Here is a 15,982-nt window from a genome sequence, read left to right on the forward strand (position 1 = left end):
CTCAGTCGTCCTTGCCGTCATGGTGGCTGCCGTCGTCGTCGTCGTGGTCCTCGCCGCCGTCGCGGTCGTGGTCATCGAAGGCGTCGATGGACTTCTGGAGGTTGTTCTCCAGCTCCGACCGGGCGCTGGACTCGCGCGGGTCGAGCCGCTTGCCGTCCTTGTCGGTGAACCAGCCGCTCGGGTCGATGTTGAAGGTCACGTTCTGGTCGTCACCCTCGGCGATCTCGAAGCGCACCTCGCGCTCCTGCTCCACGCCGACGCTGGTGACGAACTGGAACGGCTCGCCGTCGATGTGGCCGTCGATGATGATGGACGCGTCCTGGTCCGCCAGCTCCTTCAGGCCGCCCGTGGCCTTCTCCGGGTCGACCTTGCCGATGTCGAACTCGATCTCGTCGTAGATGCCGACGTCCACGGTGATGTCCTGCAGGCGCACCAACTGTCCTTCCAGCGCCGTGCCGGACAGGTCGATGAGGAAGGGCCCCGTGCGCCGCTTGAACTCGGTCTTGTCGTCGTCGCTCCCGGCGTCGGAGTCGTCGGAGACGTCGTCATGGTGGCCCTCGCGCTTGAGCTCCAGCTCGCGCACGGACAGCCGCACCCGATCCACGGTGATGCCATTGGAGAGCTGCAGCCGCTGGCTGGACGTGCGCGTCAGGGCCGAACCCGTGACCGCGCCTCCCATCCGCGTGCTCAACCCCACCGAGGACGTGCTGTTGCCGCACGCGGACAGCCACATGAGGGACGCGAACAGACCGATGAAACGACGCATGACGTGTGTCTCCTGGTTCCGGTGGGGGACGCCGGGCCCGTGGCCTCGCACCGGCCGTGCGATGCCGCCCGCCATCCCTTCCGCTGAAGGAAAGGAGTCCGGCCGCGAAAAACGGCCACGGGACGGATTTTCCCGGGCCATTTTCCGGGGACCTCGACCGGACGGGCGTGGCCGGAAAAGCCCCCCGTGACTCCTTCCCCTCGCACGGAGTACTGAACAGGGGTCATGGCTTGCACTCCCTCACCTGGACCGGCATCGCCCTCGGCGGGGTGTCCCAGCCCGCGGTCGTCGCGCGTGCGCGTGGGGACGGGGAGGGCGCCATGACGGAACAGGAGCTGGCGGACTGCATCCGCAGGGCGGCCCGGGGAGAGCAGGCCGCGTGCGGTCAGCTCTACCAGCGCTTCCACGGGGCGGTGCGCCGCGTGGCCCAGGGCTCGGGAGTCCTGGGCACGGCGGAGGTGGAGGACGCGGTGCAGGAGACGTTCGTGCGCGCCTTCCGCGAGCTGCCCCGGCTCCAGCACCCGCGCGCGTTCAGCGGGTGGCTGCTGACCATCGCGCGGCATCACGCCTACGCGCTCAGCCGGGGCGTGAAGGCCCGGGCCCGCGTGGAGGAGGACCTGGCGCGAGAGCTGGACACCACCGCGCCCGCGCTGCCTCCGTCATTGACGCTGGAGCGCCGCGTGGCCGTGGTGCGCCAGCTCATCGAAGGGCTGCCCGAGGGCCCGGAGAAGGAGACCGCCCGCCTCTTCTATCTGGAGGGCGAGCTGAGCGCGCGGGAGATCGCCGACCGGCTGGGGCTGGGCAAGAGCGCGGTGACGATGCGGCTGGAGCGCTTCCGGGCCCGCGTGAAGCGCGAGCTGCTGGCGCGGCTGCTGGCCGCGGAGGTGGGCTGAACCATGGGCGCGAGCGACAGACACCTGGACGTGGAGTCCGCGAAGCAGCTCGAACGGCGCGAGCCCGAAGCGGTGCGCTACTTCGCCGAGCACCTCTCGCAACCCTGTGAGACGTGCGAGGCGTTCCTCGCCCGCGAAGACGCGGAGCCTGACGGGTTCCCGGGTCTGGATGCGCTGGCGGACGAAGCGCTCGTCGCGGCCTCGGGCCGTCCCGTGCGGGAGGACGCGGTCGGTTGGGCGCGGGTGCGCCGGAAGCTGGGGGTGCCCCAGCGGGTGTGGCTGACCGGAGGACTGGGCGCGGTGGCCGCGGCGGTCCTCCTGGCGCTCCTGGTGCGCCCGGGGACCGGAGGGCCGGGCAGCGTGGAGCCTCCCTCCCAGCGCATCAAGGGCACGGCGCCGCTCGCGCTGGAGCTCACGGCGGCGGCGCAGATGCCAGGCGGTGAGGTGCGCGCCGTCTCCGAGGACGCGGTGCTCCCGCCCGAAGCCGTGGTGGTCCTGCGCTACCACGCCAGCGAATCCGCGGACGCCCTGCTGGTGCGCGAAGCCCCTGGCGTGCCGCCGCAGGTGCTGGGCCGCCATGTGCTGACGCCGGGCACGCACGACCTCCGCGACGGCGAGGACCTGGCGGGCGTGTCCCTGGAGGACGAGCGTGGACCCGTGACGCTGGTGCTGGTCGCCTGGCCGCAAGGTGAGCAGGAGAGCCCGGCACTGGAGGCGGTGCGTGTCAGCGGACAGGTGCCACCCGACGCGGCCCAGGCCCGCCTTCGCTTGAGGGTGGAGTCGGGGCATGCTGCTCCCTGAGGAGCCGCGCGTGTCCCGCCTGCTGTTCATCCCCGTGGTGCTGGCGCTGGTGGCGCTCGGCGCGTGCCGCTCCGTGGAGCCACGGGAGAAGGGCCGCGCGGTGCGGGTGCGCCTGGAAGAGGGCGTGCTGGCGTCGGCGCAGGAGGGCGAGCGGCACGCGCTGCTCATCGGCATCTCCGCGTACACGGACCCTGCCTGGAACGCGCTGCGCTACGCGGCGAAGGACGCGGACGACCTGGGCCGCGTGCTGGCGGATCCGGCGCGCGGAGGCTTCCGCTCCGTGACGGTGCTCACGCGGCCCGAGCAGACGACGCGCACGTCGGTGCTCGCGGCGCTCCAGGCGCTGGAGGCGCGTCCCTGGCGTCCCCAGGACACGGTGGTCGTGTACGTGTCCGGGCACGGCTCGCTGGCGCGCGACGTGAGGGGCGAGCTGCAGCGCTACCTGGTGACGTCCGACACCCGCTACCGGGACGTGGCGGGCACGGGCCTGGACATGGCCACGCTGGAGCAGTCGCTGGAGCGGCTGGGTTCGCGGCGGCGCGTGCTGGTGCTGGCCACCTGTCACAGCGGCACGGGCAAGTCGCTGCTGCCGCCGGAGGTCCGCGACGAGCTCGCGCACACCAAGGCGTCCTTCCTCCCGCAGCCGCTGGAGGCCGCGAGCCGCGCCTCGCTGGTGCTGTCCGCCAGTGACTGGGGCGAGGCCGCGCGCGAGGACGACGCGCTGGCCAACGACATCTACACGCACTTCCTCATCCAGGCGCTGGACGGAAGCGGAGACCGCAACCGGGACGGCGCGGTGAGCGCCACCGAGGCCCACGACTGGGCCCGCCGCAACACCTGGGCCTATACGGAAGGGCGGCAGCGTCCCAGCGCGCAGATATTGGAGGTGGGCGCGGATCCGGTGCTGCTCTCCGGCTCCTTGCAGCGGCCGGGGCAGCCGGAGGTCTTCTCCTACAGCGCGAGGCTGGAGGGCTTCACGCTCAAGGTGGACGGCCGCGACGCGGGCGAGCTGCCCGGGGGCGTGGTGGTGCCCGAGGGCCGGCGGAAGCTGGAGCTGCGCAAGGGAGGCCAGGTGTTGTGGGAGGACACCGTGGCGCTGCGCTCCGGCGAGCGGCGTGAGCTGGAGGCCTTCCTGCGCCCCAGGGCGGACGGGCCCAGGCGGACGGTGACGCTGGGTGGAGGCGTGCTCGGCTTCCTGGATGGGCAGAGCCGCGAGCAGGTGCTGCCGGCGTCGGCGCAGGCGGGCGTGGGGCTGGGCTGGGAGGGCGTGCTCCTGGACGGGAAGCTGGACCTCTGGGTGGACGTGGCGGCGGGGCAGGGAAGTCAGTCGCTGCGGTTGGACCCGGGCGGCGACGTGCCGGTGCGGCATCGCACGTTGCTCGTGGGCGTGGCACTGGGGCCGACGTGGACGTGGGGCCGGCTGGGTTTTTCGACAGGACCGCGTGTGGCCGGGTTGTGGTTGCAGCGCTCCTTCCAGTTGGAGCTGCTGGACCGGGACGAACGCTACGTCACGGCCTGGCCGGGCTGGATGGCCGCGGTGTCATTCCGCTTCACTCCGGCCTGGGTCGTGGAAGCGCGCACGCAGTTGCTGTGGGCCTATGTCCCGGTGGATGGACAGACGCGCACGGTGGGCTTTGGAGGCCTGATGCTGGCCGGAGGGTACCGCTTCTGATGCGAGCCAAGGCATGCGGATGGGGCCTGTTGCTGGCGCTGGCCGGCTGTGGCGGCTTCGACAACGGGGACCTGCGGACGGGCACGCTGAAGGGGCGCATCCTCGGCGTGGAGGCGGACGTGGCGCGGGTGAGCGTGATGGGTCGCTCCGACCTGCGCGCGTCGGTGTCCGCGGACGGGAGCTTCCAGTTGGCCGGAGTGCCCGCCACGTCGCTGGAGCTGTTCGTGGTCGCGTCGAGGACGCGCGCGGCGAGGAAGGCCGTGGTGGCCCAGGGCGCCCAGGTCACCGACGTGGGCGACATCGCCTCCGCGCCCGGAGCCTTCCTTACGGTGAGGGTGACGGATGAAGGCGGCGCCATCCCCTCCGGCGTGGAGGTGGAGCTGAAGGACACGGGGCTGGACCGCATCAAGCTCGCCGCCGGGAACGGCGAAGCGCGCCTGGGGCCCTTGCCCCCGGGGTGCTACGAGCTGGAGGTGAAGGCCGACGACCTGGAGGACGTGGAAGAGGAAATCTGCGTCCGCGAAGGCGAAGAGCAGGTGCGAGCCATCACGCTGCCCACGGATGACGATGGCGGCGATGACGACGGCGGTGACGACCACGGCGGCCGGGACGGCGGCTGAGTCCGCGCGGGACCTCCAGCGCGCCAGGCGCTCAGCGCGGCAGGACCGCGAGCGTCTGGGACACCAGGTAGTCAACGACCGTGGGATAGCGCTCCGGGGACTCCAGGTAGGTCTCCCAGTCCCGCTCCAGCGCTTCCAGCAGGGCACGCTTCGGCTCTCCGGCGCCGAGCCGAACCGAGAGCCGGTAGTCCGGGGGCTTCGTGCCGCACGCCTGGGCCAGTTTGACCTGCATGAGCAGCGAGAGCGTCTCCTCGAGGTCCCTGGCCTTGAGGCCCACGGTCTCCGCCCGCTGGATGGCCTTGTCCGCGGAAGGAAAGCGCTGCCAGTTGGCGCCCACATGGACGTCGACGAGCAGATGGGTGGCTTCGTGGCCCAGGGTCCAGGGCAGGTTGGGGGTGGGGAACGTGCCGCTGTAGACGCCCGGCGGGCTGTAGTTGGCGCTCCCGGAGGGGTGGAAGAGCAGGGACGCCACGTCGAGGGATTCCGACGGGAACCGCATCCGCGTGAGCCGCTGGAGCCGCTCCATGGGCGAGCACTGCTCCGCCTGCTCCCTCCAGACGCGAAGCGTGCGCTCCTCCTCCGGCAGCACCTGCTCCCGCCAGATCTTCAGGAAGGCCGGGAAGGCACCCTGTCCGCGCGTGACGATGTTCCGGATGGCTTCATAGGAGGGAAGCTCGTCGCTGTACGCGAGGATTCGGGGGACGGGCTTCACCGCGACGCGCCCGGCAGGGGATTGGTAGGGCTCCATCAGCGGGAAGATGTCTTCGTAGCGTTCAACCTGGCGGGAGGCCACCATCTCCGGGAGCGCCACGAGCGAGTCCAGGGTCGGGATGTCCCCCAGCGGGACGGACTCCATCGCGGGAACCCGCTCCGTGTCCCGGTAGAAGAGGAAGAACAGGTAGTCCGCATAGGGAGACTGCAGGAACCGCAGGGTCACCGGGCGCGGCGTGGCGGGGGGCGGCCGGCTTGCCGCACAGCCCCCCAGGCCCAGGAGCGCGCAGAGAAAGAGGGGGGGACGGAGCATCGCGAGCAGGCCTCGGAGCAGAGGGGCAATGCAGGGTCTTCCCTCGCGGGGCATGCGGTCAACCCGCCAGGGCATGGGGCCGTTCGAGCTGGACGTTCACGAGCTTCTCGTAGAACCCATGGCGCGCCAGCAGCTCATCGTGCGTGCCCACCTCCACGACCTGGCCTTCGTCCATCACCAGGATGACGTCCGCGTTGCGCACGGTGCTCAGCCGGTGGGCGATGACGATGCGTGTGCAGTTCAGCGTGGAGATGGCCTGCTGGACCTGCTGCTCGGTCAGGGCGTCCAGGGCGCTGGTGGCCTCGTCCAGCAGCAGGATGACCGGCCGGCGCACCAGGGCCCGCGCCAACGCCAGCCGCTGCCGTTGCCCACCGGAGAGCGACTGCCCCCGGTCCGCCAGCGGCGTCTCGTACTGCAGCGGCATGGCCATGATGTCGTCGTGGATGTGCGCCACCTGGGCCGCCTCGATGATGCGCTCCAGCGGCAGCTCCGGGTCCCCGAGCGCGATGCACTGGCGCACCGTCGTGCCCAGCAGCGACAGGTCCTGCAGGACGATGCCCAGCTGGTTGCGCATCTTGCGCAGGTCCAGGTCCTCCAGGTTCACGCCGTCGTAGCGCACGCGCCCGGAGGTCGGCAGGTACAACCCCAGCAGCAGGTTGGCCAGGGTGCTCTTTCCCGCGCCGGACCGGCCCACGATGGCGACCATCTGGCCGGCCTCGATTCGCAGCGAGATGTCCCGCACGACCAGGGGCGACACCGGATGGTACCGGAAGGAGACGTCCCGCAGTTCAATGGCACCCTGGAGCGTCATGGCGGCGCCGGGCCGGGAGGCGGGCCGCTCCGGAGGCGCATCCAGCACGTCGTTGATGCGCTCCAGGAAGCTGCCCAGGTACTGCAACTGCCCGCCGGTGTTGACCAGGTTGGACAGGGGCACCAGCAGGCCGGTGGCCAGGGCGCTGAGGCTGAGCATCTCCCCCAGCGACAGCTTCCCGCCCAGGACCCGGAAGGCACCCACGCACAGGATGAGCAGCGGCGAGGCGAGACGCAGCGCGCTGCTCAAGGAGTCCACCCAGGTGGTGAGCCGGCCCCTCGCCAGGGTCACGTTGAGCACGTCCACGTAGAAGCTGGAGTAGGTCTGGACGGATTGCTGCTCCACGCCGAACGCCTTCAGCGTCTGCATGCTCGACAGCATGTTGATCTGATGGTCCTGGTTCTTCGCCTCCAGGTCCAGGTGCTGGGAGAAGAGGCTGCGCTGCCAGCGCTGCGGGATGAGGAAGACCAGGAGCTGCAGGCCGCCCAGTCCCAGCACCAGCAGCCCCAGCCCCGCGTCCGCCAGGAACAGGAGCCCCAGGTTGAGCAGGACCAGCGAGCCGTCCAGCAGCGTGGAGATGGCCGCGGACGACAGCAGCTCCCGCAGGCGCGACTGGATGTTCAGGCGCATCATCAGGTCGCCCACCGGGCGCAGCTGGAAGAAGGGGTAGGCCAGGCTGACCAGGTGGTCCAGGAACCCCAACGTCATGTCCGAGTCCACGCGCGTGCGCAGCTCCAGCAGCAGGTGTCCGCGGATGAGCGAGGCCAGGAACTGGAAGAGGACGATGGTGGTCAGCAGGACCGCCAGGACGCCCAGCAGCGAGTGGTCTCCCCGCGGGACGACCCGGTCCACCAGGAGCCCGGTCAGCACCGGGAGCGCGAGCGCGAACAACTGCATCGCGCCGGACATGAGGATGACGTGGAGCAGCGCATCGGATTCGCGCAGCAGGGGCGCCAGGTACCGGAACGCTCCCTTGCGTGACGTGCCCGGCTGGAACTCCGGACCCGGCTCCAGGATCAACGCCACGCCCGTGAAGCTCTGGCTGAACTGCTCCATGGAAACGACGCGACGCCCGCGCTCCGGATCCACCAGCGCGACGCCGTCCCGCAGACGCTCGTCGAAGACGACGTAGTGGGCGAAGTCCCAGTGGAGGATGGTACCCCGGGGGAGGAAGGGCAGCCGGTCCAGGTCGATGGAAACGCCCCGCCCACGCAGCCCCAACTGCCGCGCCGCGTTCAGGATGGTGTTGGCGGTGGTCCCGTCCCGCGCCACGCCGGTGACGGCGCGCACGTCCTCCAGGCTCGTCTCACGCCCGTGATAGCCCAGCACCATGGCCAGACACGCGGCGCCGCAGTCCGCCACGGTCATCTGCCGGATCTCCGGGATGGAGCGCCTGCGCGACGGCATGCGCAACCGCCGCAGCGCGGGGAACCGCTCCAGCAGGCCTGGCCTGTCCTCAGGGTTCACGGCGCAGCCCTCCCTTGAGGCCGGGGATGAGCATCCACAGCAGCCGCTCCGTGCGGATGGGCAGCTCGGCCCGGGCGGGCATTCCGTCGAAGTAGTGCAGGGTGCGCCCCTCGCTCTTGAACGTCCTCGCCGCCAGGCGGGCCTTCACCAGGATGATGGGGCCCTCCACCTTCACCGCGTCCGCCAGCTCCGCGCCAAGGTAGCGGCGCAGCTCGGTGGGCCCGATGACCTGGTCTCCCACCGACTCGATGGTCACGTCGTGGTAGTCGTACCGGAAGCCGTCCAGCTCCACGCGCAGGGGCATGCCCGGGTGCAGGAAGGGCCGCGAGGAGCCCGGCAGGAACGCCTGCAGCGTGAGGGGCGCCTCGTCCCCCACGAGGGAGAGCGCCCGGGCCCCGGGCGTCAGGTACTGGCCGGGTTGGATGCGCACGTCGCCCACCACGCCATCGAAGGGCGCCCGCAGGCCACGGGCCTCCACCCGGGCCTGCGCGAGCTCCCGCTCGGCGCGCAGCGTCGTCAACGCCTGTCGCGCGGTCTGGTCTGAGGGGTCCCTCAAGACGCGGATGAGCTGGAGCTCGAACTCCCGGCGCACGCGGGCAAGGGTGCTCTCCTCGGCCTGGGCGACGAACGTCACCAGCGTCTGTCCCGCCATGACGCGCTGGCCGGGCTGGACCTCCACCGTGGCGACCACGCCTTCGCTGGGGACCGCCAGGTGCGTGTGGCCCTCCACGCGCACCAGCGCCGGGCCGGAGGCATAGTCGTTCATGCTGCTGAAGACGCAGAGCACCAGCGCCGCCGCCAGGGCGCCCGTCAGCAGCCGGGAGCTCCAGCGCGTCCAGCCCGGTGCGATGCGCAGGATGTCGCCCCGGCCCCGGTTCCCCTTCTGGTAATGCTCCAGCGCCTCCTTGCGGAAGATGGATGTCCTGGACGCCATGCTCACTCCTGTCCGGTGGGGGGCGAAACCGGTCCGACGCCCGCGACCGGCACCTCGGCTGACACCTGGACCACCGCGCCGGACGGCAGCTCGGAGGTCCCGTCCAGGTCAGCGACGACGAACAGCATCCGCGAGGCCGCGTCCACCTCCGGGGCCACGTGCGCCACGCGGCCGGTGAGCCGCGCTCCCAGGCCCTGGGATTGGACCCGCACCCGCTGGCCCACCCGCACCTCGCCCGCCTGGGCCTCCGGGACCGCGTAGCGCACCTGGCGCTTGCCCCCACGTAGCAGGTGGATGACGGCCTGGCCGGAGCGCACCAGCGCCCCGGGGTCCGCGTATCGGCCCGCGACGACGCCCTCGAAGGGCGCCCGGAGCGAGGCCTCGCTGATGCGCTGCTGGTACTGGGCCACCCGCGCTTCGGACTCCTGCACCTCCGCCCGCGCCGCATCCAGCTTCGCCAGGGCCATGCGCCGCTCGTACTGCGTCGTCGCGAGCTCCTCCTCGGAGAGGGCTCCCAGCGAGAGCTGCTGCGGGTCCTGCCTGCGGCGCAGCCTTTCGGCGGCCTGCTCCACCGCCAGGGTCGCCACCTCCGCGGAGGCGCGCGCGGACAGCAGCTCCGCCTTCGCGATGGCCAGCTCCCGCTGCTCGACGGCCGTGTCCAGCACCGCGACGACCTCGGAGGCCCGCACGGGGTCGCCCACGTGGACCTTGATGCTTTCCAGACGGCCTTCAACGCGAGGCGCCAATTCCACGGCTTCGGTGGAGATGAGGACGCCCAGGAAGGGCTCTGCAAGGGTTTGACGCTGTGTGTCTTTGCGCAGCGTGTCCACTGGGAGTGAAGAAATACGGGCGTCCGGGTGGGATGGACGCGGCGACACCGCCCAGCCGAGGAGCGCCAGCAGCGTCAGGATGACAAGGCCTGTCAGGACTCGGAGGACCATCCCTGTTCACTCTAGAGCGAACCACACCTTATTGAAAGTCTGGGTGGGATGAGAGTCCGGGTTGGCCATGACTAAAGCCTTTTCGGTGGTTGATTTGGAAGTTCGGAAACACAGGTTTGTTGGTTCTGAGTCTTGTAATTCATTGACGGAAAGTGAATGATGCCATTGCCTGTCGGGGGGAGGCTCGCGTCCGTGGCTTCATGCCCTTTCGGAGCCCAGGGACCGGAGCGGAGACCCGTCATGCACGCCACATCACTCGCAGTTCCCTGTGAAAGAGGCAGACCATGAAGAACGAAACCCCCGAGAACAGCGCGCCGGTGTTGGAGTCCTGGATCAAGGACTCGCAGCTGTCCCCGGATGACCTCGAGGCGGTCACGGGCGGTCTCATCAGCGTGCCCGTCAAGTGCGACGGTACCTACTGCAAGTCGACGTACTCGGGCCTGAAGCCGGACTGAGTCGCGGCGGCTGACCCGTACTTCAATCGGCGGGCCTGACGCGTCAGCGGAAATGGACCGTCGCGCCGGAGGCGCGGTGCTGCCTGGCCGTGACCTCTGGCACCTTTTTCACGGGGGCCGTGGACACAGTTCCCTTCGCACGGTGGTGATGGCCATGAGCATGAACGAGCCTCGGACCTTGGATGAGATTGAAGCAGCGATGGCGTTGAACGTCCCCTTCGGGGACTGGCGCTACATCAATGACCGCTCCGTCCTCTTCTACACCCGGCGGTTGGAACTGCTCGTCCGCCGCCTGCCGGAAGTGGAGCCCCTGCTCGCCGCATGGAATGCGGCCTCGCCGGAGGCGCGCTACCCGGTGCTGGGCGACACCGTCCTGCGCGCCACGCTCAACGCCGCGCTGGGGGGGCTGGAGAACGGGGTGCAGGACCTTCCTTTGGAGCGCTACCGGGCCGTGTTCGAGGACGCCCGCCGGCTGCTGGCGGAAGGGCGGCGCGAAGCCCCCACGGAGCGGGGCGCCTCACGCAGGCTGCGTGTGGGGGACGCCGCCCACCATCCCTGGGTCTGGTGCGACGAGCGCGAAGAGGACGTGTGGGCGCAGGGCTTCCGCCAACTGTTCGACCAGGAGAAGTCCAGGTCCTTGCTGCGCACGCCGGACGAAGCCTCGCTGGGCGTCTTGCGCGGCGCGGTGGCCCTGCTGGAGGACGTGCTGCCCCAGGTCTCGCGCAGCGTGTTGGACCATGCCTACCTGATTGGCGTGACGGACGTGCTGAACCGGCGGGACTGGGACAATCCGAAGCGTCGCTTCTCCTATGATTCCTTCACCACCTTCACCATTCCCGGGGCCCTGTTCCTGAGCATGGGGATGCTGCGCAATCCCTACAAGGCCGCGGAGAGCCTGCTGCATGAGTCCCTGCACCTGAAGCTGCATGACGTGCAGCACACCCACGCCATCCTGAAGAGGGGTTACAACTCGGACCGCTCCCCGGTCATCCGTTCGCTCTGGAATCGCTGGCATCCGGAGGCCACGAACGAGTGGCCCGCCTGCCGCTCACTCGCGGCGATGCATGTCTATGTCCACCTGGCGCTCTACGCGGAGCGGCTGGCGCGGGACCCGGAGCGGATCCAGGCCGTCCATGGCCCGCTGAACGGGTATGACCCCGTCTTGCAGAAGCGCCGCTCGCTGGAGCGCGCGTACTTCCTGGGAGGCGCGCTGCGTCGCGAGTGCTGGGAGGAACTGGGCATCGGGGGCCAGCGCATGGTGGATTGGATGATGGGGCTGTTGAACGAGCTGGGGGCGGGACACCTCCCTCAAGACGGAAACGCCCACCTGTTCCTGGACCTCTACGAGCGCGAAGCCAAGGACTTCAACGTGCTGCTGGAGGGGCTGCGGGAGATGCCAGAGGCCGTCTCGGCGGAGCGGGGGCAGGGGTTGCGCCGGGCGGTTTCGGAGATGCTGCGTGACGAACTGGGGGTCGCGGTGAGAATCGCCGCCACGCTGGGTGACGCCACCGCGAGCGCTTCCCTGCGCGAGCAGGCGGAGCGGATCTCCACGTCACGCTTGTCGGAGGTCACTGACGCGGAGCTGCCCCGCTTCCTCAACTCGACCCGGGGCACGGTAGCGAGCCTGCTGCGTGCCGTCCCGGCGGAGCGCCTCGTCGGGATGCGGGAGGTGCAATCCGAGAAGCCCCTGTCCGAGCTGGTGCGCGAGATGGTGGTCACCTCGGGCACCCAGCTCAACGACATGGCGGCGGCGCGCTTCCAGCCCCGCCACGCGGCCCCTCCCGGTTGAGGCGTCCCGGAAAACCTCCTGTCCGCGTCATTCCCCTTCCCGAGGCACCCCATGGCTTTCGCCACGTTGGCTCCCGAAGTCCTGCATGAGGTGGAGAGGTCGCTGGCGCTCATGCGCCCGTTTGGTGACGGCGACTACATCAATGGCTGCACCCTGAGTCGGTACGAGCGGCAGTTGGCCATGCTGGCCCCGGACGTGCCGGAGGCCGCCGCCGTCCTGGAGGCCCTGCGTGCGGCGGACCCGGTGGGGCGCACGCGGACCATCGGGGATCCGGTGTTCCGCTCCGCCGTCCACAAGCTGCTCGGGCACCACCGGCTCCACCTTCCGCAGCCGGACGCGGCGGAGTGCGCGAGCCTGCTGCGGCAGGCCGCCACCCATCTGGCGACTCCGGGGTGCTCGCCGCTGGCGGTGGGAGTCCCGGCGCCGCGCCGTCTGGGGACGGCCGCCCACCATGGCTGGATCTGGCAGGAGGAGCGGGAGGAGGACGCGTTCGCGCGTCACTTCCGGGCACTCCTCCACGAGCGCGTGCCCCACCTCACCCCCGCGACGCCCGACGCCCGCCTCCTGGACAACCTGGTGCGGGGAATGGCGCTGTTGGACACGCTGCTTCCCGACCTTGCACGCAGCGCCCTGTCCCACGTCCAGGTCGTGGTGATGGCGGACGTGCCGGCGCGGCGGCCCCTGATGCCCGGCGAGGAGCCGGCGTTCACGTCGCTGACGAATCCCTTCATCCTCGGGACCATCTTCCTGGCGCCGAACGTGCTCCAGACGCCCTGGTCCGTGGCGGAGTACCTGTTGCACGAGGGGCTGCACCAGAAGTTCATGGACCTGGAGCACACCCATTCGATGTTGCGCAAGGGCTACTCGGTAGAGGAGTCCCCGGTCATCAGCCCGCCATGGCATCGCGTCCAGCTGAGCGGCGCCAGCCAGTGGCACGTCAACCGCTCCATCAGCGTGACGCACGTCTACACGGCGCTCGCGCTGTTCTTCGCCCGGGCCCGGGAGCGCGCCGTGGAGCTGCAGCCACGCTTCGGTCCGGTGAACATCCCGGAGCTGGAGCTTTCCCTGCGGCAGTCTTTCGATCGGGCCACCTACCTGGGGGAGAAGCTGATGGGCGCCAGGGACGAGCTGGGCCTCGCGGGCCAGCGCTTCCTGGACTGGCTCAACGGCCTGCTGCGGACGTTCGACCCCGCCCCTCCGCCCGGCGGCGCGTACGTCCACCTGTTGCTGGACCTCTATGACCGTGAGGCCCGGGAGTTCGCCACGCGCCTCGCCCACCTCTCGCCGGCGGATCTGGAAAGGCCCGTCGCGCCAGTGCCCGGCGCGTCCGAGGCGATCACGGTCCCGGCGCTCATTGCTCACCTGGAGGCCGTGGAGACGGCGCGCGCCCGCGAGGTGATGGCCGCGTTGGGGCGGACGGTGCCCGGGGGCTTCGATGCACCCCCGGCATCCGCTCCCCTGGCGGAGCGGCCCGCGGACGTGGCCGCGCGCTTCAGGGGCGTGCGCCAGCGCGTCTCGAACGTGCTCCGGGAGGTGCCCTGGGTGGAGTACCAGGCGGCGCGCGAGGTTGGGGCATCGCGTCCCGACGAGGCCGTCCGGGAGCTGCTCGGCTACTCCGACCGCTGCCTCGGACGCCTCCTCAAACACATCACGGCCTCCCACCATGCCGTGGCCTGAGGCCTTGCGGGAGGGCGGCCCGGCCCTGCCCGGCGTGGGCGGTGTGGGGCTCGGTGCCCTCCACCTGTCGTCCACGCGCCGGCCCGCCGAGGCGGACGCCATCGCCGTGCTGCACCGGGCGCTGGCGCTGGGGGTCACCCTCATCGACACGGCGGATTCCTACGGCCGGGATGATTCCGAGCAGCACGAGAACGAGCGGCTCATCCACCGGGCGCTCCAGTCCTACCCAGGGGACACGTCCGGCGTCACCGTGGCCACCAAGGGCGGCATGGTGCGCCCGGGCGGAGCGTGGGTGGTGAACGCGGAGCCGGAGCACCTGCGCCGCGCCATCCGGGGAAGCTTCGAGGCGCTGGGGGGACAGAAGCCCATCGACCTCTGGCAGCTGCACGCCGTGGATCCGCGCCATCCCCTGGAAGCGTGTCTCGCGGTGGCGCGGGAGGCGGTGGACCAGGGCTGGGTGCGGCACATCGGCCTGTCGAACGTGTCGCTGCCGCTGCTCCAGCGCGCACGGCGCGTGGTGCCCGTTGTCTCGGTGCAGAACGAGCTCAACCCCTGGCAGCGGGCCTCCGTCTTCAACAACGTCATCGCCTGCTGCGAGGACGAGGGCCTGGCGTTCCTGGCCTGGAGCCCCCTGGGAGGGCCGGGACGGGTGAAGGAGCTGGAAGCCCTTCCGGGGCTGAGGGAGCTGGCGGGTGCGCGGGGCGTCTCCGTCCACCGCTTCGCGCTGGCCTGGGTGCGCACCGTCTCGCCGTGCGTGGTGCCCATCCCGGGCGTCAGCCGGCTTTCCACGCTGGAGGACGCGCTGGGCGCCGCGACGCTGGACCTCACCCCCGAGGAGCTCCGGCGCATGGAGTCCCTGCTGCCGCACCGTCGCCGGGTGCTCTGAATCCGGCTGGCCCGGAGGGGAGCGTCCAGAGGAGGGAAACGTTCTGGGCCCATTCGCCCGCGTTTCCCGTAAATAGGCAGGGTCTCCCGACCTCCTCCCTGCCCCGAAGGTGACGACGTGAACGACCGACTCCTGCGCACGGCGCGCCGCCAGCCCACCGACACCACCCCCGTGTGGCTGATGCGTCAGGCGGGCCGCTACCTGCCCGAGTACCGCGCCATCCGCGGCAACATCGCGTTCCTGGACCTCTGCAAGGACCCGGACCTGGCCGCCGAAGTCACCGTCCAGCCCATCACCCGCCTGGGCGTGGACGCGGCCATCATCTTCTCCGACATCCTCATCCCCGTGGAGGCCATGGGCATCCACCTGGAGCTGGGCGACAAGGGCCCCCACTTCCCCAACCCCCTGCGCACGCCCGCGGACATCGACAAGCTCGGCGTCCCCGACCCCGTCGAAGGCACCGGCTTCGTCGCGGAGGCCATCCGCCGCACGCGCAAGGCCCTCAACGACTCCGTGCCCGTCATCGGCTTCGCGGGCGCGCCCTTCACCCTGGCCGCGTACATGGTCGAGGGCGGCGGCTCCAAGAGCTACATCCAGATCAAGCGCCTCCTCTTCGAGCAGCCGGAGGTCGCCCACCGCCTCTTCCAGAAGCTCACCGACACCCTCATCCCGTACCTCAAGATGCAGGTGGAGGCCGGCGCCAAGATCGTCCAGATCTTCGACTCCTGGGGCGGCGAGCTGTCCCCCTGGGACTTCGAGCGCTTCAGCCTCCCGTACCTCACCCGCATGGTCACGGAGCTCAAGGCCACCGGCGTCCCCGTCATCCTCTTCGGCGTGAACATGACCCCGCACCTGCCGCTCCTGAAGCGCACCGGCGCGGACGTCATCGGCCTGGACTGGCGCTGCCCCGTGGACGAGGGCCGCCGCATCCTCGGGCCGGACGTGGCCACCCAGGGCAACCTGGATCCGCTCCACCTCTTCCTCCCCCGCGAGGAGCTGGACGGCCGCGTGAAGGACATCCTCCGCCGCGCCGGCCCCACCGGGCACATCTTCAACCTGGGCCACGGCATCCTCCCGCCCACCGACCCGGACGCCGCGAAGTTCCTCGTGGACGCCGTCCACAAGCACGGCGCCGCCCTCCGCCAGGGCACGCTCGACTGAACAAGTCCCTGCCCGGCCATCTGGCGAGCAGTTGACTCAAGAATCAATCCAGCGTTGACGCGGTGCATTGCCCGCCGTTAGAAGC

General features: G+C 70.5%; 14 protein-coding genes. 9 read left to right on the forward strand and 5 right to left on the reverse strand.

Going from position 1 to position 15,982, the window contains the following annotated elements; genetic code table 11:
* Window position 1: 1 nt before the first annotated feature.
* Complete coding sequence (locus tag K8556_RS03940; RefSeq protein WP_223738653.1) at window positions 2–766, reverse strand: hypothetical protein; 765 nt, start codon at window positions 764–766, stop codon at window positions 2–4.
* Window positions 767–1,086: 320 nt separating this feature from the next.
* Here K8556_RS03940 and K8556_RS03945 point away from each other — a divergent pair, with 320 nt between their 5' ends.
* From K8556_RS03945 to K8556_RS03960, 4 genes are read left to right on the forward strand one after another with little or no spacing between them, the layout of a single operon-like run.
* Window positions 1,087–1,659, forward strand: a complete 573-nt coding sequence (locus tag K8556_RS03945; RefSeq protein WP_223738654.1) for an RNA polymerase sigma factor — start codon at window positions 1,087–1,089, stop codon at window positions 1,657–1,659.
* Window positions 1,660–1,662: 3 nt separating this feature from the next.
* Window positions 1,663–2,460 carry a hypothetical protein gene (locus tag K8556_RS03950; RefSeq protein ID WP_223738655.1) on the forward strand — a complete coding sequence of 266 codons (798 nt, stop codon included), beginning with the start codon at window positions 1,663–1,665 and terminating at the stop codon, window positions 2,458–2,460.
* Window positions 2,447–4,132 carry a caspase family protein gene (locus tag K8556_RS03955; RefSeq protein WP_223738656.1) on the forward strand — a complete coding sequence of 562 codons (1,686 nt, stop codon included), beginning with the start codon at window positions 2,447–2,449 and terminating at the stop codon, window positions 4,130–4,132. The genes K8556_RS03950 and K8556_RS03955 overlap by 14 nt, the downstream gene beginning before the upstream one ends.
* On the forward strand, window positions 4,132–4,752 hold the full coding sequence (locus K8556_RS03960) for a carboxypeptidase-like regulatory domain-containing protein (protein WP_223738657.1): 621 nt from the start codon (window positions 4,132–4,134) through the stop codon (window positions 4,750–4,752). Before K8556_RS03955 ends, K8556_RS03960 begins: the two co-directional genes overlap by 1 nt.
* A 31-nt stretch (window positions 4,753–4,783) precedes the next feature.
* Here K8556_RS03960 and K8556_RS03965 read toward each other — a convergent pair whose 3' ends face one another.
* From K8556_RS03965 to K8556_RS03980, 4 genes are read right to left on the reverse strand one after another with little or no spacing between them, the layout of a single operon-like run.
* Window positions 4,784–5,776, reverse strand: coding sequence for a hypothetical protein (locus tag K8556_RS03965; RefSeq protein WP_223738658.1), 993 nt, complete (start codon window positions 5,774–5,776; stop codon window positions 4,784–4,786).
* A 58-nt stretch (window positions 5,777–5,834) separates the two neighbouring features.
* Complete coding sequence (locus K8556_RS03970) at window positions 5,835–7,994, reverse strand: peptidase domain-containing ABC transporter (RefSeq protein WP_223738821.1); 2,160 nt, start codon at window positions 7,992–7,994, stop codon at window positions 5,835–5,837.
* A gap of 49 nt (window positions 7,995–8,043) precedes the next feature.
* Window positions 8,044–8,988: an efflux RND transporter periplasmic adaptor subunit gene (locus K8556_RS03975; protein ID WP_223738659.1), complete on the reverse strand. Its 945-nt coding sequence runs from the start codon at window positions 8,986–8,988 to the stop codon at window positions 8,044–8,046.
* A 2-nt stretch (window positions 8,989–8,990) separates the two neighbouring features.
* Complete coding sequence (locus tag K8556_RS03980; RefSeq protein ID WP_223738660.1) at window positions 8,991–9,929, reverse strand: efflux RND transporter periplasmic adaptor subunit; 939 nt, start codon at window positions 9,927–9,929, stop codon at window positions 8,991–8,993.
* A 284-nt stretch (window positions 9,930–10,213) separates the two neighbouring features.
* On the opposite strand from K8556_RS03980, the gene K8556_RS03985 reads away from it, so the two are divergent.
* The 5 genes from K8556_RS03985 (at window position 10,214) to hemE (ending at window position 15,897) form a co-directional block, all read left to right on the forward strand.
* Complete coding sequence (locus tag K8556_RS03985) at window positions 10,214–10,384, forward strand: hypothetical protein (RefSeq protein WP_223738661.1); 171 nt, start codon at window positions 10,214–10,216, stop codon at window positions 10,382–10,384.
* A gap of 160 nt (window positions 10,385–10,544) precedes the next feature.
* On the forward strand, window positions 10,545–12,173 hold the full coding sequence (locus tag K8556_RS03990; protein ID WP_223738662.1) for a hypothetical protein: 1,629 nt from the start codon (window positions 10,545–10,547) through the stop codon (window positions 12,171–12,173).
* Between the two features lie 51 nt (window positions 12,174–12,224).
* Complete coding sequence (locus K8556_RS03995) at window positions 12,225–13,850, forward strand: hypothetical protein (RefSeq protein ID WP_223738663.1); 1,626 nt, start codon at window positions 12,225–12,227, stop codon at window positions 13,848–13,850.
* The gene (locus K8556_RS04000) at window positions 13,837–14,736 is read left to right on the forward strand and encodes an aldo/keto reductase (RefSeq protein ID WP_223738664.1); all 900 of its coding nucleotides are present in this window, start codon (window positions 13,837–13,839) and stop codon (window positions 14,734–14,736) included. The genes K8556_RS03995 and K8556_RS04000 overlap by 14 nt, the downstream gene beginning before the upstream one ends.
* 117 nt (window positions 14,737–14,853) lie before the next feature.
* Window positions 14,854–15,897, forward strand: coding sequence for a uroporphyrinogen decarboxylase (hemE, locus tag K8556_RS04005; protein ID WP_223738665.1), 1,044 nt, complete (start codon window positions 14,854–14,856; stop codon window positions 15,895–15,897).
* Window positions 15,898–15,982 lie beyond the last annotated feature (85 nt).

This window comes from Corallococcus sp. AS-1-12 (assembly GCF_020036995.1).
Taxonomy (GTDB): domain Bacteria; phylum Myxococcota; class Myxococcia; order Myxococcales; family Myxococcaceae; genus Corallococcus.